24 protein-coding genes are annotated in these 21,860 nt (G+C 42.6%); 6 read left to right on the top strand and 18 right to left on the bottom strand.

All coding sequences use genetic code 11. The annotated features are described in order from the left end of the window. Positions 1 to 116 precede the first annotated feature (116 nt). Entirely contained in the window at positions 117 to 950 is an 834-nt protein-coding gene (locus tag NSQ54_17780; GenBank protein ID WYP26156.1) for a lipoate--protein ligase family protein, read from the top strand. Between the two features lie 42 nt (positions 951 to 992). On the opposite strand, the gene pta is transcribed toward NSQ54_17780, so the two are convergent. Then, positions 993 to 1,985, bottom strand: coding sequence for a phosphate acetyltransferase (pta, locus tag NSQ54_17785; GenBank protein WYP26157.1), 993 nt, complete (start codon positions 1,983 to 1,985; stop codon positions 993 to 995). A 284-nt stretch (positions 1,986 to 2,269) separates the two neighbouring features. On the opposite strand from pta, the gene hemQ reads away from it, so the two are divergent. Then, a complete protein-coding gene (gene hemQ / locus NSQ54_17790; GenBank protein WYP26158.1) occupies positions 2,270 to 3,019 on the top strand; it encodes a hydrogen peroxide-dependent heme synthase in 750 nt (249 codons plus the stop codon). Between the two features lie 382 nt (positions 3,020 to 3,401). On the opposite strand, the gene yidC is transcribed toward hemQ, so the two are convergent. The 7 genes from yidC to NSQ54_17825 form a co-directional block, all read right to left on the bottom strand. Next, on the bottom strand, positions 3,402 to 4,187 hold the full coding sequence (gene yidC, locus NSQ54_17795) for a membrane protein insertase YidC (protein ID WYP26159.1): 786 nt from the start codon (positions 4,185 to 4,187) through the stop codon (positions 3,402 to 3,404). Positions 4,188 to 4,227: 40 nt separating this feature from the next. Continuing rightward, positions 4,228 to 4,497 carry a hypothetical protein gene (locus tag NSQ54_17800; protein WYP26160.1) on the bottom strand — a complete coding sequence of 90 codons (270 nt, stop codon included), beginning with the start codon at positions 4,495 to 4,497 and terminating at the stop codon, positions 4,228 to 4,230. Between the two features lie 84 nt (positions 4,498 to 4,581). Continuing rightward, positions 4,582 to 5,832 carry an ABC transporter permease gene (locus NSQ54_17805; GenBank protein WYP26161.1) on the bottom strand — a complete coding sequence of 417 codons (1,251 nt, stop codon included), beginning with the start codon at positions 5,830 to 5,832 and terminating at the stop codon, positions 4,582 to 4,584. Further along, positions 5,825 to 6,724 (bottom strand): ABC transporter ATP-binding protein, encoded by a 900-nt coding sequence (locus NSQ54_17810; GenBank protein ID WYP26162.1) that lies wholly within the window; start codon positions 6,722 to 6,724, stop codon positions 5,825 to 5,827. Before NSQ54_17810 ends, NSQ54_17805 begins: the two co-directional genes overlap by 8 nt. Further along, a complete protein-coding gene (locus tag NSQ54_17815) occupies positions 6,721 to 7,599 on the bottom strand; it encodes an ABC transporter ATP-binding protein (GenBank protein ID WYP26163.1) in 879 nt (292 codons plus the stop codon). The genes NSQ54_17810 and NSQ54_17815 overlap by 4 nt, the downstream gene beginning before the upstream one ends. A 9-nt stretch (positions 7,600 to 7,608) precedes the next feature. Further along, the gene (locus NSQ54_17820; protein WYP26164.1) at positions 7,609 to 7,986 is read right to left on the bottom strand and encodes a GntR family transcriptional regulator; all 378 of its coding nucleotides are present in this window, start codon (positions 7,984 to 7,986) and stop codon (positions 7,609 to 7,611) included. Between the two features lie 21 nt (positions 7,987 to 8,007). Next, the gene (locus NSQ54_17825; protein ID WYP26165.1) at positions 8,008 to 8,724 is read right to left on the bottom strand and encodes a hypothetical protein; all 717 of its coding nucleotides are present in this window, start codon (positions 8,722 to 8,724) and stop codon (positions 8,008 to 8,010) included. A gap of 172 nt (positions 8,725 to 8,896) precedes the next feature. Between NSQ54_17825 and NSQ54_17830 the strand changes: the two genes are divergently transcribed. Then, positions 8,897 to 9,328, top strand: a complete 432-nt coding sequence (locus NSQ54_17830) for a cell wall hydrolase (protein WYP26166.1) — start codon at positions 8,897 to 8,899, stop codon at positions 9,326 to 9,328. A gap of 20 nt (positions 9,329 to 9,348) precedes the next feature. Beyond that, positions 9,349 to 9,822, top strand: coding sequence for a spore coat protein GerQ (gerQ, locus tag NSQ54_17835; GenBank protein ID WYP26167.1), 474 nt, complete (start codon positions 9,349 to 9,351; stop codon positions 9,820 to 9,822). Between the two features lie 54 nt (positions 9,823 to 9,876). Here gerQ and NSQ54_17840 read toward each other — a convergent pair whose 3' ends face one another. Continuing rightward, positions 9,877 to 10,251 carry a DUF423 domain-containing protein gene (locus NSQ54_17840; protein WYP26168.1) on the bottom strand — a complete coding sequence of 125 codons (375 nt, stop codon included), beginning with the start codon at positions 10,249 to 10,251 and terminating at the stop codon, positions 9,877 to 9,879. Between the two features lie 128 nt (positions 10,252 to 10,379). Here NSQ54_17840 and NSQ54_17845 point away from each other — a divergent pair, with 128 nt between their 5' ends. Beyond that, positions 10,380 to 10,994 (top strand): GNAT family N-acetyltransferase, encoded by a 615-nt coding sequence (locus NSQ54_17845; protein ID WYP26169.1) that lies wholly within the window; start codon positions 10,380 to 10,382, stop codon positions 10,992 to 10,994. Here NSQ54_17845 and NSQ54_17850 read toward each other — a convergent pair. From NSQ54_17850 to NSQ54_17890, 9 genes are all read right to left on the bottom strand, one after another. Next, entirely contained in the window at positions 10,989 to 12,212 is a 1,224-nt protein-coding gene (locus tag NSQ54_17850; protein WYP26170.1) for a helix-turn-helix domain-containing protein, read from the bottom strand. The two genes, NSQ54_17845 and NSQ54_17850, sit on opposite strands and share 6 nt — an antisense overlap. A 258-nt stretch (positions 12,213 to 12,470) precedes the next feature. Further along, entirely contained in the window at positions 12,471 to 13,898 is a 1,428-nt protein-coding gene (putP, locus tag NSQ54_17855) for a sodium/proline symporter PutP (protein ID WYP28585.1), read from the bottom strand. Positions 13,899 to 14,021: 123 nt separating this feature from the next. Further along, complete coding sequence (gene pruA, locus NSQ54_17860) at positions 14,022 to 15,572, bottom strand: L-glutamate gamma-semialdehyde dehydrogenase (GenBank protein WYP26171.1); 1,551 nt, start codon at positions 15,570 to 15,572, stop codon at positions 14,022 to 14,024. Positions 15,573 to 15,588: 16 nt separating this feature from the next. Continuing rightward, positions 15,589 to 16,506 (bottom strand): proline dehydrogenase family protein, encoded by a 918-nt coding sequence (locus tag NSQ54_17865; protein ID WYP26172.1) that lies wholly within the window; start codon positions 16,504 to 16,506, stop codon positions 15,589 to 15,591. A gap of 231 nt (positions 16,507 to 16,737) precedes the next feature. Beyond that, positions 16,738 to 17,022 carry a YwdI family protein gene (locus tag NSQ54_17870; protein WYP26173.1) on the bottom strand — a complete coding sequence of 95 codons (285 nt, stop codon included), beginning with the start codon at positions 17,020 to 17,022 and terminating at the stop codon, positions 16,738 to 16,740. Positions 17,023 to 17,092: 70 nt separating this feature from the next. After that, a complete protein-coding gene (locus NSQ54_17875) occupies positions 17,093 to 17,338 on the bottom strand; it encodes a MerR family transcriptional regulator (GenBank protein ID WYP26174.1) in 246 nt (81 codons plus the stop codon). A 27-nt stretch (positions 17,339 to 17,365) separates the two neighbouring features. Next, complete coding sequence (locus NSQ54_17880) at positions 17,366 to 18,097, bottom strand: exonuclease domain-containing protein (protein WYP26175.1); 732 nt, start codon at positions 18,095 to 18,097, stop codon at positions 17,366 to 17,368. After that, complete coding sequence (locus tag NSQ54_17885) at positions 18,094 to 19,113, bottom strand: DUF294 nucleotidyltransferase-like domain-containing protein (GenBank protein WYP26176.1); 1,020 nt, start codon at positions 19,111 to 19,113, stop codon at positions 18,094 to 18,096. The genes NSQ54_17880 and NSQ54_17885 overlap by 4 nt, the downstream gene beginning before the upstream one ends. A gap of 10 nt (positions 19,114 to 19,123) precedes the next feature. Next, positions 19,124 to 20,386, bottom strand: a complete 1,263-nt coding sequence (locus NSQ54_17890) for an ammonium transporter (protein ID WYP28586.1) — start codon at positions 20,384 to 20,386, stop codon at positions 19,124 to 19,126. A gap of 296 nt (positions 20,387 to 20,682) precedes the next feature. On the opposite strand from NSQ54_17890, the gene NSQ54_17895 reads away from it, so the two are divergent. Next, positions 20,683 to 21,333, top strand: coding sequence for a spore coat protein (locus tag NSQ54_17895; protein ID WYP26177.1), 651 nt, complete (start codon positions 20,683 to 20,685; stop codon positions 21,331 to 21,333). The last annotated feature ends 527 nt before the right edge of the window (positions 21,334 to 21,860 follow it).

The raw sequence follows: 21,860 nt of genomic DNA on the forward strand, positions 1-21,860 counted from the left end.
TATAACACACCTTCACAGTCAATCAATGTAAAATAATCCCTATCAATCATGTGATAGCCTGTTTGGAACATGGTATAATAGGCTAATGACCGTAAGAGAAAAGGGAGAAATTTTTTATGAATTCAGTCAGAAATCAGCAGGATTTTGTAAAAACCTGGCGATATTTTGATCATACTCAGAATGGTTCAGGCTATAGTGCGCTTGAATCCTTTGCCTTTGATGATATGTTATGTCAGTCCGTAGGAGACACTGGGGCCGCAGCGTTCAGGGCATGGGTACATTACGATACCGTTGTTCTTGGCACTCAAGACTCAAGGCTTCCATATATTCAAGAAGGAATTGATTTTCTATCTCCAGAATACCAGTCCATCGTCAGAAACTCCGGTGGACTTGCTGTTATGCTGGACGAGGGTGTGCTTAATCTATCACTCATCTTTCAGGAAATGAAGGGCTGGTCGATTAATGCGGGGTACGACTTAATGCTTGAGCTCATTCGTTCAATGTTCCCAGCGTTTCGGGAAAAAATTGAGGCGCGTGAAATTGTTGGCTCTTATTGTCCGGGCAGTTACGATCTTAGTATCAACAATCAGAAATTTGCAGGCATCTCACAAAGGCGAACCCGAGGTGGTGTAGCCGTACAAATCTATCTATGCGTTACAGGAAGTGGATCTGATCGCGCTGAGGTGATCAGACAGTTCTATAAAGAGGCGTTAAAAAACGGTGACGCTCGCTATGAGGTACCAGACATTCGGCCAGAAACAATGGCCTCTCTTGAAGAATTGACGGTAGAAGCACTAACAGTGCCTTATGTGCTTGACCTTGCCAAACAAGCGATGGAGCAACTCGGAGCAACGATTAACCCTTCTGAACCAAGTGAAGACGAACAACGTGTATTTGAACAGCAGCTCGAACGCGTGACACAGCGTCACGAGCGTTGTCTCGCCCCATAGAAAAAACGCAGCGATTAGATCGCTGCGTTTTTTAGGTTCCTATTAAACCGTGACACGTTGGTTGATTGCTTGCATCGCTGTGATTAAGCTTAATTTAAAGACATCATCAGCGTCACATCCACGTGAAAGATCGTTCACTGGTTTGTTTAACCCTTGTAGGATTGGTCCAATTGCATCGTATCCACCAAGACGTTGAGCAATTTTGTAACCTAGGTTACCTGACTCAAGGCTTGGGAAGATGAATACATTTGCTTGTCCTTGAAGTGGTGAATTCGGAGCTTTCTTTTGAGCAACAGCTGGAACAAACGCTGCATCAAATTGGAATTCTCCATCAATCACTAAGTCAGGACGTGCTGCTTGAGCAATTTTTGTTGCTTCTGATACTTTTTGTGTCTCTTGTGAAGACGCAGATCCAAGTGTTGAGAAGCTAAGCATCGCTACTTTTGGATCAATATCAAATAATTTAGCTGTTTCAGCTGTTGCAATGGCAATCTCAGAAAGCTCTTCTGCATTAGGAGCAATGTTAATCGCGCAATCACCGAATACAAACTTCTGATCTTCTTTCACCATGACAAATACTCCAGACGTACGCTTGATACCTGGTTGTGTTTTGATGATTTGAAGAGCAGGACGTACCGTGTCACCCGTTGAATGAGCTGCACCACTTACAAGTCCTTCTGCTTTATCCATATAGACAAGCATCGTTCCAAAGTAGTTCACATCAAGAAGGACCTTGCGTGCACTTTCTTCGGTTTCTTTTCCTTTGCGACGAGCAACAAATGCTTCTACCATCGCATCGAATTCTGCATAGTCTGCTGGGTTCTCTATTGTAATGTCTGAAGAAAGTTCAATTCCTTCTTTCGTTGCTACTTCTTTAATGGCTTCTGGCGCACCAATTAAAATTGGCTTTACTACACGCTCTTCTGTCAATCTGACAGCTGCCTTCAAAATACGTTCGTCTGTACCTTCTGGAAATACAATGGTTGGCTGATGTTGTTGGACCTGTTCTTTAATTTGAGTAAACAAATCGCTCATGCCAAACCCCCCTTTACTTTATTCATACCCGTTATACCCTTAGCATACCCCTGTTTTCTTTAAAAAGGAACAGGCATACACAAGATTGTCATTTTTGCAACTTAAAAAAGCGAGAGAGGGAATACGCTTACAGTCATGCGGTATTTGGCATACATCGCTTACAATTATTTTTTTCGAAACAGCCCTTTTTTATGTGCGTTTCGTTTCAAAAGATGTATTCCCAATTGGAAATATGATAATGTAAGGATGGAATAGTCAGTGATTGGACTTAGGAGGTAAGTGAAATGAACGAAGCAGCAAAGACACTTGACGGTTGGTATGTTCTACATGATTTCCGAAGAATTGATTGGACTTCATGGAAACAGGTGCCAAGCGAAGAACGCGAACAAATCATTAGCGAACTGCAAACACTCCTTTCCAATTGGGAAGAAGCAATCTCAACAGATTCAGGAACACATACAGTGTACTCCATCCTCGGTCAAAAAGCTGACCTGATGATCATGCTTATGCGTCCAACGATGAAAGAACTAAATGAACTTGAAAACGCCTTTAATAAAACCAGATTTGCTGAGTTTACACTTCCATCGTATTCGTACGTATCGGTTGTAGAGCTTAGTAATTATCTTGCAGGTGACAGCGACGAGGATCCTTACCAAAACCCTCACGTTCGCTCAAGATTGTACCCTACATTAACAGATGCCCCTTACGTATGCTTCTATCCAATGGATAAACGCCGCGACGGGAACGATAACTGGTATATGCTTGATATGGACGAGCGTCGCTCCCTTATGCGCAGTCACGGTATGATTGGCCGAGGGTATGCAGGTAAAGTAAAACAAATCATCTCTGGCTCTGTCGGCTTTGACGATTGGGAATGGGGCGTTACACTATTTGCTGAAGATGTCCTTCAATTTAAAAAGCTTGTCTATGAAATGCGTTTTGACGAGGTATCGGCGCGATACGGAGAATTTGGATCGTTTTACGTAGGATCGTTACTTAAGAAAGAGCAGCTGTCCAAGTACCTTTATGTTTAAGGATTTGGGATAGAAATGAGAAAGCGAGCCGCGGGGCTCGCTTTTTTTGTGTGAGCTGGGTTTGAGTGTGGGAAGGTGCGGGCGGAATCCTTTTGCGCGAGATTGTGGCGGAAGTGCGCGAGGTTCTTTCTTTTTGCGCGACTTTGCGGCGTTCGTGCGCGACCTCCTCCCTTTCTGCGCGACTTTGCATGGGGAGTGCTCGACCTCCCTTCTTTTTGCGCGACTTTGTATGGACCGTGCTCGACCTCCCTTCTTTCTGCGCGACTTTGCGTGGAGAGTGCGCGACCCTCCCTCTTTCTGCGCGACTTCACATGCCTCACGCACGACACTCCCTAATCACGCACAAAAAAGACCACTGAGTTCCCCTCAGTGGTCTTCATACTTACTTCGTTTCTAACTCTGCAAGCTTTGCGTTCGGGCGAATGACTACAAAGTATGTTTGGATGATCATAAAGATGTTTCCGATTACCCAATAAAGGGAAAGGGCTGAAGGTAGCGTTACACCGGCAATGATGATCATAACTGGCATTACATACAGTAAGATGTTCATTGGGTTTGGCATACCTTCTACTGTTGGCATTTGCTGCATTTGGCTCATCGACATTTTAAACTGGAAGAAAGTCGTGATTGCCGCAATAACCGGTAATACATAGTCAGGTTGTCCTAAGTTAAACCATAGGAACTCATGGGCTCTAATTTCTTCCGTACGAATAATCGCAAAGTAGAATGCCATGATGATTGGGAATTGTACAAGAATCGGTAAACATCCGGCTAATGGATTTACTCCATGCTTTTGATACAAGCCCATCATTTCTCTTTGAACTTCTTGCTGAGCTTTTGGATCTCCCTTTTTCTTTTTCATTCTTTCTTGAATTTCTTGCATTTCTGGGCGTAGCAACTGCATTTTACGTGTACTTTTTTGTTGCTTTAATACAAGTGGCAGTAACACACAACGGATCAAAATCGTTGTAATGATAATGGATAGACCATAGTTGTTATTAAAGAATACGGCTACTGTTGTAATAAGCCAAGACATTGGGTATACAAAAAAGTGACTCCAAAATCCTTCTGTTTCAGCTGTAATTGGTGCTTGCTCCATAGGTGAACAAGCGGACAAGACAACCATTAATAAGGCCATTGTTAACATGATAATATGTGACTTCTTCAAAATGAAAATTCCTCCTTGTTGGTTATACGCATTTTTGATTTTAAGCTGCTACCACAAGGGATGGAGCTTCATCATCAGAGCCATATTGATCATAAATCGACGGTATCTTCGGACGATAGGTGACCGACATAGGACAAACAGGTGGATCTACTCTAGAGCTATAGATCGTCACGAGTCGTTCTTTCAGTTGGTTCGATCTAATTTTGTGATGATTAAAAGCAAGATTAATTCTAGCGAACGCTGCCAGCATGTATAATCCAATTAATAAAATCGCACCAATCATCATCATCTCTAAAAGTAATTCAATCACACCTGCTCACCTCCTACCCTTTACGCAATAGTCTCATCGTACCACACATGTCCTACGTTCTCAAAATGCTTTTTTGGCTTTTGCTTATTTTTTTGAAAGCGATAACGCAGCTTTAATTCCTTTGAATAATGAATTGCTGCCATACATAATGACGCCACCTTTGTAAACGTTGGCTGCAAATAAGCTAAAGACGATGATCGAAACAATCATCACTCCAAAGGAAAGAATGACTTCCCATAAAGGAATGGCTAGTAGACCTAAACGCAGGAACATGATAATCGGTGAGAAAAATGGTATCCATGAAGTAACCGTAACCAGCATTGACTCTGGATTGTTTAAGCCAAAGATCGCAATAAAGAATGCAATCATCACCATATAAATGAGTGGTTGAATCAATGTGTTCACATCTTCTACACGGCTTACTAAAGAGCCAAGCATCGCTGCAATACTACCGTATAGTAAGAAGCCGAGAACTAAGAAAATGAGTGCATAACCAACTAAGTCATATGGAATGTTCGATCCGAGAAGCTCTGATATAAAGCTATCTTCTGTTGAACCTCTGATTAAAAGACCTAGTCCCGCACCGATTAAAAGGATCACAAGTTGAAGTAAGGCTGTTAATCCAATCCCTACAATCTTCCCAAACATCTGCACGATTGGATGAACACTCGACACAAGAATCTCCATGACACGCGATGATTTTTCCGTTGCTACCTCCGTCGCAATCATCGTTCCATAGACAATGACTGCCAAATAAATAACGAATAGGAGTATATACACGATCGTCTGAGCTTGAGACGTTTCTTCTTCTGTACGATCAGGAGTGAGAGAAGACTCTGCAGATTCAGTATCAAAAGAGATTGGAGCATAAATGGAAGCCAACTGCGCTTCATCAAGTCCTAGCTCTAGTGTTGCAACAGATTCTTTTACACGCTGCACCGTTGTTTCCACTTCGTTTGCCACACTTGTTGATACATCATTGGCATATAATAAGGCCGATAGTTGGCCGGACTCATCCGTTTGTAAGCTGAGTACATAATCTGATTCTGTTTCTTCAAGAACCTCGCTTGGCTCTCCCTGTTGCGCCGATTCATTTGTCGCTTCGAATTCTTGAGCAGATAACTCTTGAGTCACAATTTCTGCAATTTCTTCTTGGTCACCAACAACAGCAATGGATTCTGCACCATCCCCTTCACCAGAGAACGCTTCAAAGATTCGATCAACATTTAAGAAACCTGCAATCACCAGAATCGTAATAATGGTAGTAATCATAAACGCTTTTGTCTTTAAACGGTTCGTAAACGTATGCATAGTGACTGTCCAAAAATTATTCATATGAGGTCCCCACTTTCTCAACGAATATGTCGTGTAAGCTTGGTTCTTCTACTTCAAAGCGTTCAACAAATCCTTTTTGTGTGATTTGCTGAAACAATGATTTTGCCGCTTCCATCCCATCCACTTGAACACGTGCTCCATTTGGGAAGGCTTCAAATTTCGTCACACCTGGTTGTTCCTGCAAGAAATCAAGCGAATAATCGGCGCGAATCAACACATTCTTCTTTCCGAAATCTTGTTTAATTTCTTTCAGCTTTCCATGAACAACTGGTTTTCCCTTATGCATGATACACAGATGTTCACATAACTCCTCTACATGCTCCATCCGGTGACTGGAAAAGATAATTGTTGAGCCTGCGTTTTTTAATTCGATGACGGCTTTTTTCAGAAGGTCGACATTTAAAGGATCTAATCCACTGAACGGCTCATCTAGAATGACCAATTCCGGATTATGCAGGATTGCAGCGATGAATTGAATTTTTTGCTGATTCCCTTTTGAAAGCTCCTCAATCTTTTTGTTTTCATATTCTGGCACCTTAAAGGTCTCTAGCCACTGTTTGGTCGCTTTTAAGATGTCCGTCTTTTTCATTCCTTTTAATCGTCCCAGGTAAAGGAGCTGTTCCTTTACTGTTAGCTTTGGGTAAAGTCCTCGTTCTTCAGGTAAGTACCCCACTAAGCTAGTACGGCTATAATCGATCTTCTGACCATCCCAAGTAATCGTTCCATCTGATGGGTCCAGAAGCCCAAGAATCATTCGGAACGTTGTTGTTTTCCCCGCTCCATTTGCTCCGAGCATTCCAAAAATGTCACCTTTAGGTACATGAATCGAAATGTCTTTCACCGCTTGATGCTGACCGAACTGCTTTGACACGTGATCAATGGATAAAGTCATACGCTCACTCCTTCATTTCCTTCTAATTTTGCTCTTAAAATGTCAGTGATGTTAAGAGCTTGAACCTGTTGAACTTCATAGCGCGCTACTGCTAACGCTTCTTCTGTTGCAAAACGATCTTCCGTTAGAAGCATGGACGTGTTGCCGGTAGTCTGCACTCGCTTTACTCCTGGAATGCTTGAAAGTCCTGGTGCGTGTTCGACCCAAATGTACGCATACTGTTCGCTGAGTGTGTCTTTTTCAAAAGGCCCCTCAAGCTCGCCCTTCTTCAGTACGTGAATATAGTCTGCCATCTCCCCGATCTCACTTGGCGTATGGGTAGAAAACAAGATCGTCCTCTCTTCATCTGCCTCTAGATAAGAAATCCACTCTCTCTTTAATTGCTCCTGCCCACTAATGTCGACACCTGCCAGTGGTTCATCCATAACTAATAGCTTCGAGGGCCTCGATAATGCTAATGCCGTCATTGCTTTTTTTCGCATCCCGACAGAGAGCTTATCGAGCTTCTTCTTTAAAGGGAGGTCGAATTCGGTTACTAATCGGTTGAAGAGAACATGATCCCAACCTGTGTAGGCAATTTGTTCAAGATAAGCAAGTTCTTTTAACGAAAAGTAAGAATGCGGCCCTAACTCCTGTGGTATAAAAGCCAGTTTCTGTTTCCATTCTTCTTCCCAAGTAGTTTCTTTAAATCTATTTACGTTTCCGGAATCCACATTTACCAATCCTGTAAGAACATTTAAGAGCGTTGTTTTTCCAGATCCATTATTTCCAACTAACGCATTGATACTTCCGGGTTCAAGTCCCATCGCTTGAATATTTAACACTTGTCGGTTTTCAATGCTCTTCTTTACGTTTGATAAAATAATCGGTTTCATATTCCCCTCCTATTTATTCAATAGTGTCTTGAACAAGCTTAATAGCTCAGTATCTGAATAATGGTGCTGTCTTCCTATACTAATGGCTTTCATGAAACCCCGCTCAACTGTCTCAACCTTTTCTAACTGCTTCATCCCTGTATCTACTTCGGCAACAAAGGTTCCTTTTCCTTGCATGGTCCGGATCATCCCCTTCTCTTCAAGGTTGTGATACGCTCGTTTAGTTGTGATAACACTACAGGAAAGTTCTTTCGATAAAGCACGTATAGATGGAAGGCTTGCACCAGGTTCCAAATGACCTGAAATAATCAGAGCTTTGATTTGTTCTTCGATTTGATGATAAATGGGCGAACGGCTTGAATCTTCAATTTTAATTGGAAGTTTCATATGCTAACCTCCTTTGTATGATCACACATGATAATCCACCTTACACATGTATTGTTTCATGTAATAAAACGCTAACAGAGTTGTGATAACGAGTACGATCAAAGCAATCACTGAGGCAGTCACTGGATGATATGCTGTGTAATAATAAATTTCAGACACGATACCAGAACCCAAGTACAATTGAACCAACCAATGTAGGGCAAACAATAAAATGATGGTAATCACATTAAAAACAAAAAGGTACACTTTGGAATAACTTGCTCCTGCCTCTCCTATGACAATTGAACAAGCTATTACAATAGTTAGTACATTCCAAACAATAATCCAAGCGGGTAATGGAGTAAGCTCCTGAATAGTAGCAGGAAGTATCGTGAATAAAATAAGTACCAAAATGGTTTGAACTATGATATTAAGAGATAGAAATAGAAACAATCTTGCTTTAATAATGGTGTTTATTGAAAAGGGCATTGTTCTCAAAATAATTTGTAAGGGAGTGGCATATAAGCTTCCCTTATTATAAGAAAGATAAAACGCCTTTCTTCTTACCCCCATATGGAGCACCCAACTTACCGGAATAATTAAGAAATCTAATGCCCACATAGAACCGGGAGTTTCAAAAACAACCTTTAAGAAAGTTAACGATAACCCCATATATAATACGAATTTCAGCAATTGAGTTGGTTTAAAATTTCTAATCTCAAACATCATCAACTTCCAAACCTGCTGCCTCTCTGACATAGCCATCCTCCTAATATTTAGTGTTATAGTGTGTATATCTTTATATACACTATAACAGTGTGTATATAAAATGTGCAAGGGTCTTTTTTTATTTTTTTGAACAATTCATATTTTCATCCTTTCATTCATACAGTTAGAGGGATGTTGATTTAAAGTCATACGGAGGTGTGAGATGGCTGTTATTAAGGCATCTTCAAGTGATATTGATGTGTTGGCTCGTCTAATGAGAGCAGAGGCTGAGGGTGAAGGCGAACAGGGAATGTTGATGGCAGGGAATGTGATGGTAAACCGGGCACGAGTGAGTTGTTCGGATTTTGGCAATGTCAACACGATTCCTCAGGTTGCTTTTCAGTCACCTGGTGGCTTTGAGGCTGTTCAAAAAGGGTACTTCTATCAACGTGCAAGAGAACGCGACAAACGATTGGCAAGGCGGTTAATCAATGGAGAACGCTTTTATCCTGCTGACAATGCATTATGGTTTTTTAAGCCTGCAGGTGATTGTCCAGCCACATGGTATGGTCAGGTGAATTCGGGAAGGTATAAGTCGCACTGTTTTTACATTCCTACTCAGGCTGAATGCGCTGAGGTCTTTTCCACTTTTTAAATACTTAAGGAGGCATGTGTATGTATCAGCAACCTTGGAATTACCAGAATGGGTACTATGATCAAGGATATTATCGTCAACAACCACAGCAGGGTCAGCAAGGCCAACAGGGTCCTGAGCCGTATTTCTCAGCACAGAACTACCAAACACCAGGCTTTGCCCAACAAGCTCAGGCGGGAGCTACGCCGGCAGAGGGCGGAGCATCACTTCCAATTGAACAGTCGTTTATCGAGAATATACTCCGCTTAAATCGTGGAAAAAATGTGGTTGTTCATCAGACATTTGAGAACAATGATGAGTGGAATGCGCGTGTATTCCGCGGGCGATTAGAAGAAGCCGGCCGAGATCACATTATTGTTAGTAACCCTGAAACGGGAGAGAGCTACCTTCTTCTGATGGTTAACTTAGATTGGGTGACGTTTGATGAACCGATTACGTATTCGTATCCTTTTGGCCAACAGAGCTCAGACATCGGTACGTATTCTCCTCGGTAACATACAAAAATAGCGAACGTTCCATTATAGTGGAAGGTTCGCTATTTTTATTTGTTATAGAGAGCGCACGGCAAACGTACCAATTAAAATCCAGCCTATGATAAAAGCAAGACCTCCAATCGGTGTGATCGCTCCAAGCTTTGTAATGCCTGTCAGCGCCATAGCATATAGACTACCTGAGAAAAAGATAATTCCAATTACAAATGCCCATCCGGCTCCCGTTAAAAGGGCAGATGACGTCATTTTCATTCCTGCTAGTGCAACGGCGATGATACCTAAGCCGTGAATCATATGATATTGAACACCGGTCTGGTAGTTTTTTAGCATTCGTTCTGAAATTCTCGGCTCAAGTCCGTGGGCACCAAACGCTCCGATCCCAACTCCAAGTGCCATCACAATACTTCCAATTAGTAAAAATAACTTAACCATTCACAATCGTCCTCTCTCGTCTTTCCTTTAAGATTACCATACCTTTTATCCAAAGAATTTCATTCCATCAAACTGTCATTGAATGCTCATTTCTATTAGTATAAAAGAATGGAGGTGTTTGCATACATATGAAAAATGTCCGTGTACGACCTTATACAATGGCTGATTACCCCTCGTTACGAACGATCCAAGAAAAAGCCTTTCCTCCTCCATTTCCTGAGGAGCTATGGTGGCAAAAGGATCACATTCAAAGCCATACTGATACCTTTCCTGGAGGAGGGTTGATTGCGGAAGTAGAAGGCGTCCCGGCCGGCTCCGCCACTTCGCTTATCGTCACTTTTGACGGCAAGCCCCATACGTGGGAAGAGATATCTGATTCCGGTTACATACAAGGAAGTCATAATCCGAATGGAGACACCTTGTACGGCATTGATTTATGTGTAAGACCAAGTATGCGCGGGAGTGGCGTGGCTCAAGCCCTATATGCAGCACGTAAACAAACCGTTCGTGAGCTTGGCCTTAAACGATTTGTGGCTGCTTGTCGTATCCCTGGCTTCCATCAATGCTCACACACGCTTTCAGTTGAAGAATATGTTCAAGCGGTCGTGTCGGGTGAACGCACCGATCTAGTCCTTACATTTATGTTAAAGCAAGGGTTACGTCCCATCTCAATTTTACCAAACTATGTAAAGGACGAAGAGTCGCATGACTATGCAGTCTTAGTGGAGTGGCTCCCCTTATAAACTTTGATCTCTGCGTCTTTTTTTCATGACCATGATATCAATTAAGAGCTGGCAGTTCAGATTAAACTGATCAAATCGGATGGCAGTCAGCTCTTGAATTTGCTTTAAACGATATGATAACGTATTTGGGTGAATAAACAACTGCTCCGATGTTGCCTTCACCCGACAGTTATTCAATAAATAGAGTTCGATCGTTTTGATAAATTCAGTTTGACTGCTTGAGTCTTTGCGTTCAAGAATGACCAAATCAGGATTTTGATACTTTGTTTCCTCCTGAGCACCCGCCAGCACGTCGATATAGCGAAGCATCCCTAGCTGCGCAAACTCACGACGGTCCACGGGCTGCTCTCCCAATAGATCTGCAACCTTCGTCACTTGAAGGGCTTCGTCATAGCCTCTTGCTAATTCACTTACATTTAAACAGGACCTGCTAATTCCCATCCACATATTCGAATAGGCCTCGTCCGTCATTTCTTGTTTCAGAGCATTTAGCATACTGATGATCGTAAAAGGTGTTGGCTGCTCTCCTGTTAAGATAATCACATGCCCGTTGAAGCTTAAAACATAACTGTTTGGCAACGCGAGTTTTCTAAGTGCCTCCACTCTTTTTGAGAGAGGTGCGCCTTCTTCTTGAACAAAAATGGTTACCACCTGAAGTCGTGTATACGGAATCCCTTCTCTATACGCTCGTTCCTGTAACGTTCGTTTGGAAGTGACTCTTCCACTTAAGGCTGCTTGATAGACATCATCCACTGATTTACTCTTAGAGAGCTTAATCACCTGATTCTCGTGCATCGTCTTTGCAAGATGATTGATGGCCGCTTCAAAAAAAGTAAGCTCATTTTCTGTTAAAGGGTTTTGATATTCTTGGAGCCAAATATAGCCTTGGATTTCATTCTGATAGCGAATGGTCTTAACAATTCTTGTGTTTAATCCAATCTCTTCAATCGGGCCAACTGTAAAACGATCCTTGCTCTCCTGAAGCTTCTCAATAATCCCTCTTTCAAGGAAGGTATCATAAATATGCTGTGGACACTTTTTTGAGAAAATCGTTTGTTGGTTTGCGAGATCAAATTGATTAATATGATAGGAATGATAGGCAGCTAATGAAAAGTCTGAGCTTTCAAGAACGATCGGTCGTTTTAATTCTTTGCTTGTGAAATCAATAATATCGCTCATTTCAGTTAATGACTCAAGCTGATTTAGAGACTTGTCCATCCCACGATCCCCCTACATCACGTTTACCTTCATCATACGTTGATTGATTCTTGTTGTATAGAGGATGAAAGCGCTCGTCTATACAAAAAAGCCTGGGATAAAACTAAAAATCAATGAAAAATGGCGAATGATTCTACAATCGAATCATTCGCCATCGGTGTTTTTATTTGAACAAGCGGAGGGATTCTCCTGTAGCGGATTTGGTGCTACGTTCGTGCTTTACTTGCTACATTCATGTTATGTCCCGGCCTTTTTTCGCTAAGAAGACAATCGTTTTACTTCATCAAATTGCTTTACAACCTTTGATGATGGTGCTGCTGTTATTAAACTAACGACATAAATCATCAGCACACTAACAGCAAATCCAGGAATAATTTCATATAGAACGTCACCTAAACCAAATTCCGACCAAAGAACAACAGTAACTGCGCCAGATATCATCCCAGTGAGTGCTCCCCATGTGTTCATTCTGCGCCAGAACAAGCTTAGTAGCACAACCGGCCCGAATGATGCACCAAACCCTGCCCACGCGTAGGCCACCATATCAAGGATCGTATCAGGCTGGACCCAAGCAATACTTAATGAACAGCCTGTGACGATAAACACAGCTAAGCGACCCACAAAGATTAATTCTTTTTCAGAGGCTGAGCGTTTAAAGAATGTTTTGTACAAATCGTCCGTGAGAGAGCTTGATGTTACGAGTAATTGTGAAGAAATCGTACTCATAACCGCTGCCAGTAGCGCAGATAAGATGAAGCCTGTGATTATTGGATGAAATAAAATTGTGCCGAGTTGAATAAAGATTGTTTCCGAGTCAGCAATCGTCATGCCTTGCTGGCTGTAATAAGCCAATCCAATGAGTCCAGTAAACACTGCTCCCAGCAAGGAAATAATCATCCAGCTCATTCCAATATGCCTTGCCTTTTTTGCTCCCTTTGATGAAGATAATGCCATAAACCGGACAATAATGTGTGGCTGGCCAAAGTAGCCTAGCCCCCATCCAAGAAAGGAAATAATCCCTACTGCGCTTGCTCCGGTAAACAGATTAAGCATACTCGGGTCAATCGTACGAACTTCAGTTACAACCTCAGTTGGTCCACCAATGGTTATGAGGGTGACAAGCGGTACGAGAACGAGTGCCGTCATCATAATCATCCCTTGCACTACATCAGTCCAGCTCGCAGCCAGAAATCCACCAATCAACGTATAGATCAGTGTCACGCCAACTAATACAAGGACACCTGTTGAATAGCTAAAGCCTAGAACCTCGTTAAAAATCACGCCCCCAGCTACCATTCCTGAGGCAATATAGAAGATAAAAAAGATTAAAATGACAAGACTTGAAAAGATCCGGAGCACTCTCGTCCGATCTCCAAATCGATTTTCAAAATAACCAGGTATGGTAATTGAGTTATTCGCCACTTCCGTAAAGGTTCGGAGTCTCGGCGCGACATACAACCAGTTAATGTAGGCACCAAGTGTTAAACCTATTGCAATCCATGCTGCACGAAATCCTTGATCAAAAATCGCTCCAGGTAACCCCATTAGGAGCCACCCGCTCATATCGGATGCTCCTGCACTAAGTGCGGCAACACCAGGCGATAGCCCTCTGCCACCAAGCATGTAGTCTGAATGGGACGTTGTACGTTTGTATGCATAATACCCAATGAGAATCATGGCCACCATGTATATAATAATCGAACTTATTAAATATGAATTCACAGAACCCCTCCAGTTAAACAATCTCAACTAGTATACCAAAAGAACGAGACGGAATAAATCCGACTCGTTCTTCGTATTTAGATTGACTTAGTAGGTTTCACTTACTGTTTTAGCGTTCATGTGTAGTGTTAGATAATCTGGTCCGCCTGCCTTAGAATCTGTACCAGACATCTTGAAACCACCAAATGGATGGTATCCAACAATCGCACCTGTGCAATTGCGGTTAAAATACAGATTCCCTACATGGAATTCCTGCTTTGCACGCTCAATATGCGAACGATTATTTGTAATGACCGCACCTGTTAAGCCGTATTCTGTATTATTTGCTACCTGAAGCGCCTCATCAAAGCTCGCAACCTTTGAAAACGCTAGAACGGGTCCAAAGATCTCTTCTTGCATGATCTTTGCTTCTGCATCAACATCTGCAAAGATGGTTGGCTGGATGAAGAATCCTTTTGAATCATCACCTGTTCCGCCACTTACGAGACGACCTTCTTCTTTTCCAATCTCAATGTAACCCATGATTTTTTCATAGGAAGCCGCATCGATAACCGGCCCCATATACGTAGAATGACTCTCAGGGTTACCCGTAATTTGTTCTTCTGTAATCTCAACAACACGCTCAACAACCGCATCATATACGTCTTCGTGTACAACGGCTCTTGAACCAGCTGAACATTTCTGACCAGCAAAGCCAAAGGCAGACGTAAAGATCGACTGTGCAGCAAGCTCCACATCCCCGTCTTTGTCCACAATGATCGTATCTTTTCCACCCATCTCTGCAATCACTTGCTTTAGGTGTTGCTGTCCAGGCTGCACGACGGCTGCACGTTCAAAAATACGTGTACCGACTTCACGAGATCCTGTAAACGTAATAATGCTTGTTTTTGGATGATCAACAAGCGTATCTCCTACCTCAGATCCACTTCCAGGTACAAAGTTAATGACACCCTTTGGTACGCCTGCTTCTTCTAAGACTTCAACAAAACGAGCTGCAATGATTGGTGTCGCACTCGCAGGCTTTAGGACAACCGTGTTCCCAGAAACAAGTGGAGCCACTGTAATCCCGGCCATAATGGCAAATAAGAAGTTCCAAGGTGGAATAGATACCGTCACACCCGTTGGCGTATAGATGTACTGGTTGTACTCCCCTTCGCGACTATTAATCGGTTTGCCATTTGCAATCTCAATCATTTGTCTTGCGTAGTACTCAAGGAAATCAATCGCCTCTGCTGTATCTGCATCAGCCTCTTTCCAAGGCTTACCCGCTTCTTTCACAAGCAATGCTGAGAACTCATGCTTCTTGCGACGAATACTAGCTGCAGCACGAAACAGGATATTGGCACGTTCTTCCGCTTTTGTATATCTCCACGTTTCAAATGCCGTTGCCGCTGCCTCAATCGCTTTCTCCGCCAGCTCCTTTGTTGCCTTTGAAACACTGCCGATCACTTCATCCTTTTTCGCCGGATTGTATGAAACGATCTTCGCATCTGTCGTAATACGCTCACCGTTAATAATGAGTGGGTACTCTTTTCCTAGCCATTCTTGATTCACTGTTTGAAGAGCCTTTTCAAAAGCCTCTTGATTTTCTTTCTGGCTGAAATCTGTAAATGGTTCGTGTCTATAAGGTGTAGTCATGTGATCGTCTCCTTACTTATTTTTTCGTTAGTCCTTTTAACGCAAAGCTGATATTAGACGGTTTTTCTGCAAGCCGTCTCATGAAATAGCCATACCAGTCATCGCCATAAGGCATGTAAATGCGAACGTTATATCCTTCATCTTTGAGTTCTTGTTGTGTCTTCGTCCGCATTCCGTATAACATTTGAAATTCAAATTGATCCTTAGGTATTCCCTGACTCTCAACAAATTCCTTTGTGAAGTCGACCATGTGATCGTCATGCGTAGCAACAGCAGTGTAATGACCACTTGTCAGCTGTCTTTTGATCAATTGTTTGAAATTTTCTCGAATATCGGCCTTCTCCGTATGGGCCACTTGAGCAGATTCCTTATATGCTCCTTTAACCAAGCGAATAAAAGGCGAGAGATCATCTAACCGCGCTAGATCTTCCTCTGACCGGTACAGATAGGCTTGAATCACTGTTCCTACAGAATCGTATGTCTCTTTTAATTCACGGAACAACTCAAGCGTGGCTTCGCATCTTGACTCATTTTCCATATCAATTGTGACTAGAACCTGATGCTTTGAAGCTACCTCTAAAATCTTTTGCATGTTCTCACGAGCCAAGTCCTGACTAATATCCAGTCCGAGCGACGTGAGCTTAACCGATACTTGTGTTTGGATGGTATTCGTCGCAATCGTCTGGATCGTACGAATACATTCCTGCGTGCGTTCACGTGCAACGGCCTCGTCCATGACAAACTCACCTAAATGATCAACAGTTACCTGAATGCCTTTTTTATTTAACTGCTCGATGTGCGGGATACATGACTCAAAATCAATTCCACCAATAATATTACCGGTGGCGAGAGATTTCCCCCACCTTTTTGCCATGAAATTCAACCCTCGATTTTTAGATAAAAACAGGAAAAAATCTCTACTCAAAGCGTCCATCTGCGAACACCTCATCCTTCTCCGTTACTGCTTTCATTGTATAAGAAAGCGCTATAACGTAACAATATTCGCACAATACAACGTTTTCAAAGATATTTTGTGGTTTAGCCACAATCATTCAATTTTATGAGAGATTGCCTGACATGATGTGTTGAAAAAGGAGGGAAACAAAAAAAGACTAATGACTCTGTTTACAAAAGAAGTCATTAGTCTTAGTTAATTTAAATTTAATTAGAAATCAAAAAGGCTCCCTGGTTTTTGATCAGTTGTAGGGGACGGGGATGCAGGTTGGACTGGCATTACAGGTTGTGAAGGTACTGACTGTGCCTCTAGTTGCGGAGGGGCTGCCTTACTTCCTTGAGTTGTGTTAGGTTGTTCCTTTAATAATTGGCAATATCCTTCTATGACGGATGTATATTCACGTACTGCTTGTTGGTCATTTTGATTAACTGCCGTTCGAAGCAAAGCCAGCTGTTCTTCCATTTTTGCGATCACTCGGTTGGCTGAAATGTTCATACGTCTCACCTCTTTCCTTGTTAGTGTAGCACACAAAAAGGACCGCCCAAAGAATTGGACAATCCGTCATTCAACCGTCTGAAGACAAGATCGCTTTAATGCCTGCGATGTTAATTCCTTTTTGAATATAAGCCTTTACCGTATTCAATCGCTCAATATCAAATAATGAAAACATACGCTGGTTTCCTTCGTTACGATCCGGCTTTACAAGCCCCTGCTCCTCATAGTATCGAATTTGACGTGCGGATAAATCAGTCATCTCCATCACAACTCGAATGGGGAAGCACGCTTGTCTAGGCGGGATGTCATGATTCACAACCCTTTCCTCCTCTATCTATTTACTTTATTTACTCTTAGCCAGATGAACATAAATATCTCGCAAAGAGGTAAATCCCATTTCGTTTGCTTTTAACACATTTTCACGCCAAAGCTTTGCTGCAAGAACGGCATCCGACATCGCATGGTGACGATTCGAGGTCTCGATTTGGTAAAATGCGCAGCACTCATCAAGCGTAACCAATTCTTCGTTAGGTGCGACCACACGAGTTAAAAAAGATGTGTCGACAAGCCGGTGCTGAAATGTCAGACGTAACGATTGCCATGTTGCATGAGACATAAACCGCTTCTCATGACTGGCATGATGAGCAACAAGTGTGGCATCACCCACAAATTGATAAAAGGACACTAACACATCAGCAAGCGCAGGAGATGTTTCTAGCTCTTCCATCGTTAATCCAGTTAAAGCAAGGATCTCGTCAGACGGTTGTTTTTTAGGTTGGATTGTTGAGTAAAAGGTAGACTCTTCTATGATCGTGGGGCCCTTCATTTTGACCGCACCGATCGATAAGATACTATCTCCCACATCGGGATTAAATCCGCTTGTTTCAAGGTCAAACACGACAAATGGCAGGTTCATGAGTGGATTATCTAGTACATCATGTTGTTTTAATTGTCGCTGAATCTCGCGAACATGAGCCAATTGATTCGCTGCTGATTGCTGCTGAGAAGACGTATAGATGCCAGGACTTAATTTAGTCGATAGCTGCTTCACAAGCTGAATCATATTATTCATCATAATGAATGACTACTCCCTACTATTTTTTCGACCATGTGATAAAGCTCTCGCCCTTCCTTAATCCACTCTTTAAGCTGCTTTTTATCCTGGGTATCAAGTTGACTTACATCAACATGATGAATCTTGTCGTAGTCCTGAATCGTTGATTGCCACACCATACGTTTTTCTAGAAGTCTCCGATAGGATGATTGATAGTTCTGGATGTCGGAATGCTGATCTGGCAACTCTTCAAATCGTTTTAGTGTTTCAGATGCCATAATCTCTTCTTGAATAGCAAGAAGTCGTAATCCATTCACATAAGGAAATAACGCTAATTGCTTTAAGTCAAAGGTACCCTTGTGATCACCTTCTGTTTCAGTCAATAGTTGACCAAATAAACCTATTCCATTACGCATACGACCAGTATTATTCTTAAAGCGTTGAAGTAGCTGTTTGTTTTGTGTAACTTCATTAAAAATGATTTCCTTTAAACCGCTTAGAATATGACCAGGACCAAGTATGGTTCTTCCATCAAAAAACGTTAACACATACCGCATATGTTCCCAGGTATCTTCTCTTAACCATCCCTCTAGTTGTTCGCGAAAGTCCTCTTTTGATTTACACCACTTACGATTTGAAGCCATTACATTCCCATCACAGCGTTCATACCCCACACTTTCTAACGCTTCCACAATTTCTTCTCCAAGCTTTAAAAAATACGCTTGATTCTCTTCCTTTGTTGCCGCGTCCTCTTGCTCAAAGATGATGGCATGATCTTGATCACTCCATTGAAGCTGCTCTGCTCGACCCGCACTCCCCATTACAAAGAAAGTAAAGTGAGCAGGAACCTTGCCCTGCTCACTTTCTGTTTTTTCAATGGCAATTTGAATCGTTTCTCGCATTAACTTTTCATGGAGCCCATGAAGATTTTCTACTGACAGATCCAGTTGTTTCATATCTGCCAGTCGTTTACGATACAATTCGTCTAAACGACGTTGCCATTTGTTATGATCATCATGAATTGGTTGCCCAGTCATTCAGAACTCCTTATGCACCTGTTTTTTTCTTATCAAGTTGCTCTTGCATGCTTTCAGGATAACCGTAGCTTCCATGCTCACTAATATCAAGTCCCATGATCTCTTCTTCTTCTGTTACACGAAGTCCACCAAGAACAGCTTTGATTCCAAGAAGAATGACATATGAAGCAATAAAAGCAAAGGCACCACAAGCGGCTACGCTGATTACTTGAACACCTAGCTGAGAGAAACCTCCACCGTAGAATAAACCAGCCGAACCACCATTCATATCTGCAAGCTCAGGTGTAGCGAAGAATCCAGTAGAGATCGTTCCCCATACACCAGCAACCCCGTGTACAGATAAAGCAAAGATCGGATCATCAATTCGAGCCTTATCAAACATTTTCATACTGAAGAATACGATTAATCCACCAATAATCCCAATGATAACCGCTGCCCAAGGAGCAACAAAGGCACAAGATGCTGTGATGGCTACAAGACCTGCAAGCGCACCATTTAACATCGTTGGAACATCTGACTTACCAGTAACTGCGTAAACAATGAAGAAGGCAGCAATTGCACCCGCACCAGCTGCAAGCTGAGTGTTTAATGCAACGTATCCGAAGAATCCGTCGGCTACTCCACCTGTGCTTCCTGCGTTAAAACCAAACCAGCCTACCCAAAGAATCAGTACACCTAGTGCCGTAAACACCTGGTTATGTCCGTAAATTTCATTTGGCGAACCGTCTTTGTTAAAGCGACCAAGACGTGGTTTTAGTAAAATGGTTGCAGCTAGTGCCGCCATCGCACCTGTTAAGTGAACCACCGTTGATCCTGCAAAGTCTTGCTTACCTAGTTCAGATAACCAACCTTGCTCACTCCAAATCCAATGTGCAACGATTGGATAGACAAGGGCTGAGAAAAGAACAGCGAACAGTACATATGCTGCTAGCTTTCCACGTTCAGCAAATCCACCAAATGCAATCGTTAATGCGATTGCTGCAAATGTTAGCTGGAAGAAGAAATCAACTGCACCAGTCGTCCCTTCTGCATCGAAGCTAGTAAAATCTCCAAAGAAAAAGTTAGATAAACCAATAATGGCATTTCCATCTCCGTATATAAATCCATATCCAACAGCCCAAAAGACTAAAGAAGCAATACCGACTGTAAAAATGGTTTTTCCAGCAATATGACCTGCATTCTTCATTCGTGTTGAACCTGCTTCAAGTAAGATAAATCCACCTTGCATAAAAAGGACTAAAATTGCAGCAACCGTTAACCAAACATTATTCATCAGAAAAATTGGATCGTTCAAATTCATTCTCCCCCTTCAATCGTTTACTTGCGTAAAGATAGTTAACATCTCTTGTTACCCCTAATTATACGTGTCCGTTAAGCAATGGCTACTTAGTTGGAAGATAACCTTACATTATTTCTATTCTTCTGAAATAACTGACTAATCAGGTTTTGTTGATAGATAGCACTCGTATCCGCTTACATTTTTGCAAAAATAAACAGGTATGGTTCACGCTATTTTAAGCCACATTAAATGATGGATCGCATGGGTCCTATCAAAAGGAGGCGCACACAATGAATAGCTTACCGAATCAAAACCAGCCAAACCAAATGCAATCTGAACAGATTCCACCACAACTGAATCATGGAGGTCACGAACTTTTTGACAGCCATGAAATCATTGCCGGGATGATCAACGTGCTTGACCAATTTATGATCTTTCGTTCGTTCATGAAGGACCAAACATTGGTAGACATCCTTGATCGTCAGTACACTTTCATCGAGAGCCAATACAATCTAATTGTAGAAGCATTCCGTACAGGGCAGAAGCCTTCAGGTTCAACTGGCGTCTATAAAATGACTCAAACACATGATGTTGTTTATGGACTTACGCCTTCGCAACCAAAAAAGCCGAACCAGTCCTTACAAGATGTAAAGGAAACCGGATTATCTGCTCATATGCTAGGTTTGCTTAAATCGGAAGCGTCCTTGATGGGAATGGCGGCCACAGAGATCACAAACCCCGTCGTTCGCCGCGTCATTGCTGATTCAATCCCGAACTTTATTGAAATGGCCTATGAAGTGTTCCTATATCAGAACAAGCATGGCTACTATCAAGTGCCACAACTAGCGGCAAAAGATGCCCAAGCCATGACTCAGGCCTATGCACCCGCTACACAGCCCGTGCAAATGCCTACTCCAAAGTCCAGCCAAATGCTTCAATAAAGGGAATCGAAAAAACGAGCCTGTGGCTCGTTTTTTTGTGTGGGGAGGATGGGGTGAGGCGTGTGTTCTTATGTATTCTTTTGCGAACATGTGTCCCGGACTCGCGCATTCTGGCACCGGCTCGCGCACTCATGTCCAGATCTCGCGCAGTTCGGCTTCCTCCCGCGCACTCATATCCCAATCTCGCGCAGTTCGGCTTCCTTCCGAGCACCCATGTCCCAATCTCGCGCAGTTCGGCTTCCTTCCGCGCACCCATGTCCAGATCTCGCGCATTTCAGCTTCCTCCCGCGCACTCATGTCCCAATCTCGCGCATTTCAGCTTCCTCCCGCGCACTCATGTCCCAATCTCGCGCAGTTCGGCTTCCTTCCGCGCACCCTGGTCCTCTCCAGCGCCTTCTTCTTGATTCCAATCCAATTATTCTTACTCCCCTATCAAAACGTCTTGCTAATCTAGATCGAGTTCTTGGTAACAGCTTGTCATTCTTGCATAAATGACGTTTCTCCTTGGTATCGACGCCTACTTCTGA

Source organism: Alkalihalobacillus sp. FSL W8-0930 (assembly GCA_037965595.1).
In the GTDB taxonomy this organism is placed as follows: domain Bacteria; phylum Bacillota; class Bacilli; order Bacillales; family Bacillaceae_D; genus Alkalicoccobacillus.

Excerpts from the sequence above, each read along its gene's own strand:
- NSQ54_17780 (WYP26156.1), top strand. The coding sequence starts at position 117 with ATGAATTCAGTCAGAAATCAGCAGGATTTTGTAAAAACCTGGCGATAT.
- pta (WYP26157.1), bottom strand. The coding sequence starts at position 1,985 with ATGAGCGATTTGTTTACTCAAATTAAAGAACAGGTCCAACAACATCAG.
- hemQ (WYP26158.1), top strand. The coding sequence starts at position 2,270 with ATGAACGAAGCAGCAAAGACACTTGACGGTTGGTATGTTCTACATGAT.
- NSQ54_17805 (WYP26161.1), bottom strand. The coding sequence starts at position 5,832 with ATGAATAATTTTTGGACAGTCACTATGCATACGTTTACGAACCGTTTA.
- NSQ54_17810 (WYP26162.1), bottom strand. The coding sequence starts at position 6,724 with ATGACTTTATCCATTGATCACGTGTCAAAGCAGTTCGGTCAGCATCAA.
- NSQ54_17815 (WYP26163.1), bottom strand. The coding sequence starts at position 7,599 with ATGAAACCGATTATTTTATCAAACGTAAAGAAGAGCATTGAAAACCGA.
- NSQ54_17820 (WYP26164.1), bottom strand. The coding sequence starts at position 7,986 with ATGAAACTTCCAATTAAAATTGAAGATTCAAGCCGTTCGCCCATTTAT.
- NSQ54_17825 (WYP26165.1), bottom strand. The coding sequence starts at position 8,724 with ATGTCAGAGAGGCAGCAGGTTTGGAAGTTGATGATGTTTGAGATTAGA.
- NSQ54_17830 (WYP26166.1), top strand. The coding sequence starts at position 8,897 with ATGGCTGTTATTAAGGCATCTTCAAGTGATATTGATGTGTTGGCTCGT.
- gerQ (WYP26167.1), top strand. The coding sequence starts at position 9,349 with ATGTATCAGCAACCTTGGAATTACCAGAATGGGTACTATGATCAAGGA.
- NSQ54_17840 (WYP26168.1), bottom strand. The coding sequence starts at position 10,251 with ATGGTTAAGTTATTTTTACTAATTGGAAGTATTGTGATGGCACTTGGA.
- NSQ54_17845 (WYP26169.1), top strand. The coding sequence starts at position 10,380 with ATGAAAAATGTCCGTGTACGACCTTATACAATGGCTGATTACCCCTCG.
- NSQ54_17850 (WYP26170.1), bottom strand. The coding sequence starts at position 12,212 with ATGGACAAGTCTCTAAATCAGCTTGAGTCATTAACTGAAATGAGCGAT.
- putP (WYP28585.1), bottom strand. The coding sequence starts at position 13,898 with ATGGTGGCCATGATTCTCATTGGGTATTATGCATACAAACGTACAACG.
- pruA (WYP26171.1), bottom strand. The coding sequence starts at position 15,572 with ATGACTACACCTTATAGACACGAACCATTTACAGATTTCAGCCAGAAA.
- NSQ54_17865 (WYP26172.1), bottom strand. The coding sequence starts at position 16,506 with ATGGACGCTTTGAGTAGAGATTTTTTCCTGTTTTTATCTAAAAATCGA.
- NSQ54_17870 (WYP26173.1), bottom strand. The coding sequence starts at position 17,022 with ATGAACATTTCAGCCAACCGAGTGATCGCAAAAATGGAAGAACAGCTG.
- NSQ54_17880 (WYP26175.1), bottom strand. The coding sequence starts at position 18,097 with ATGATGAATAATATGATTCAGCTTGTGAAGCAGCTATCGACTAAATTA.
- NSQ54_17885 (WYP26176.1), bottom strand. The coding sequence starts at position 19,113 with ATGACTGGGCAACCAATTCATGATGATCATAACAAATGGCAACGTCGT.
- NSQ54_17890 (WYP28586.1), bottom strand. The coding sequence starts at position 20,386 with ATGAATAATGTTTGGTTAACGGTTGCTGCAATTTTAGTCCTTTTTATG.
- NSQ54_17895 (WYP26177.1), top strand. The coding sequence starts at position 20,683 with ATGAATAGCTTACCGAATCAAAACCAGCCAAACCAAATGCAATCTGAA.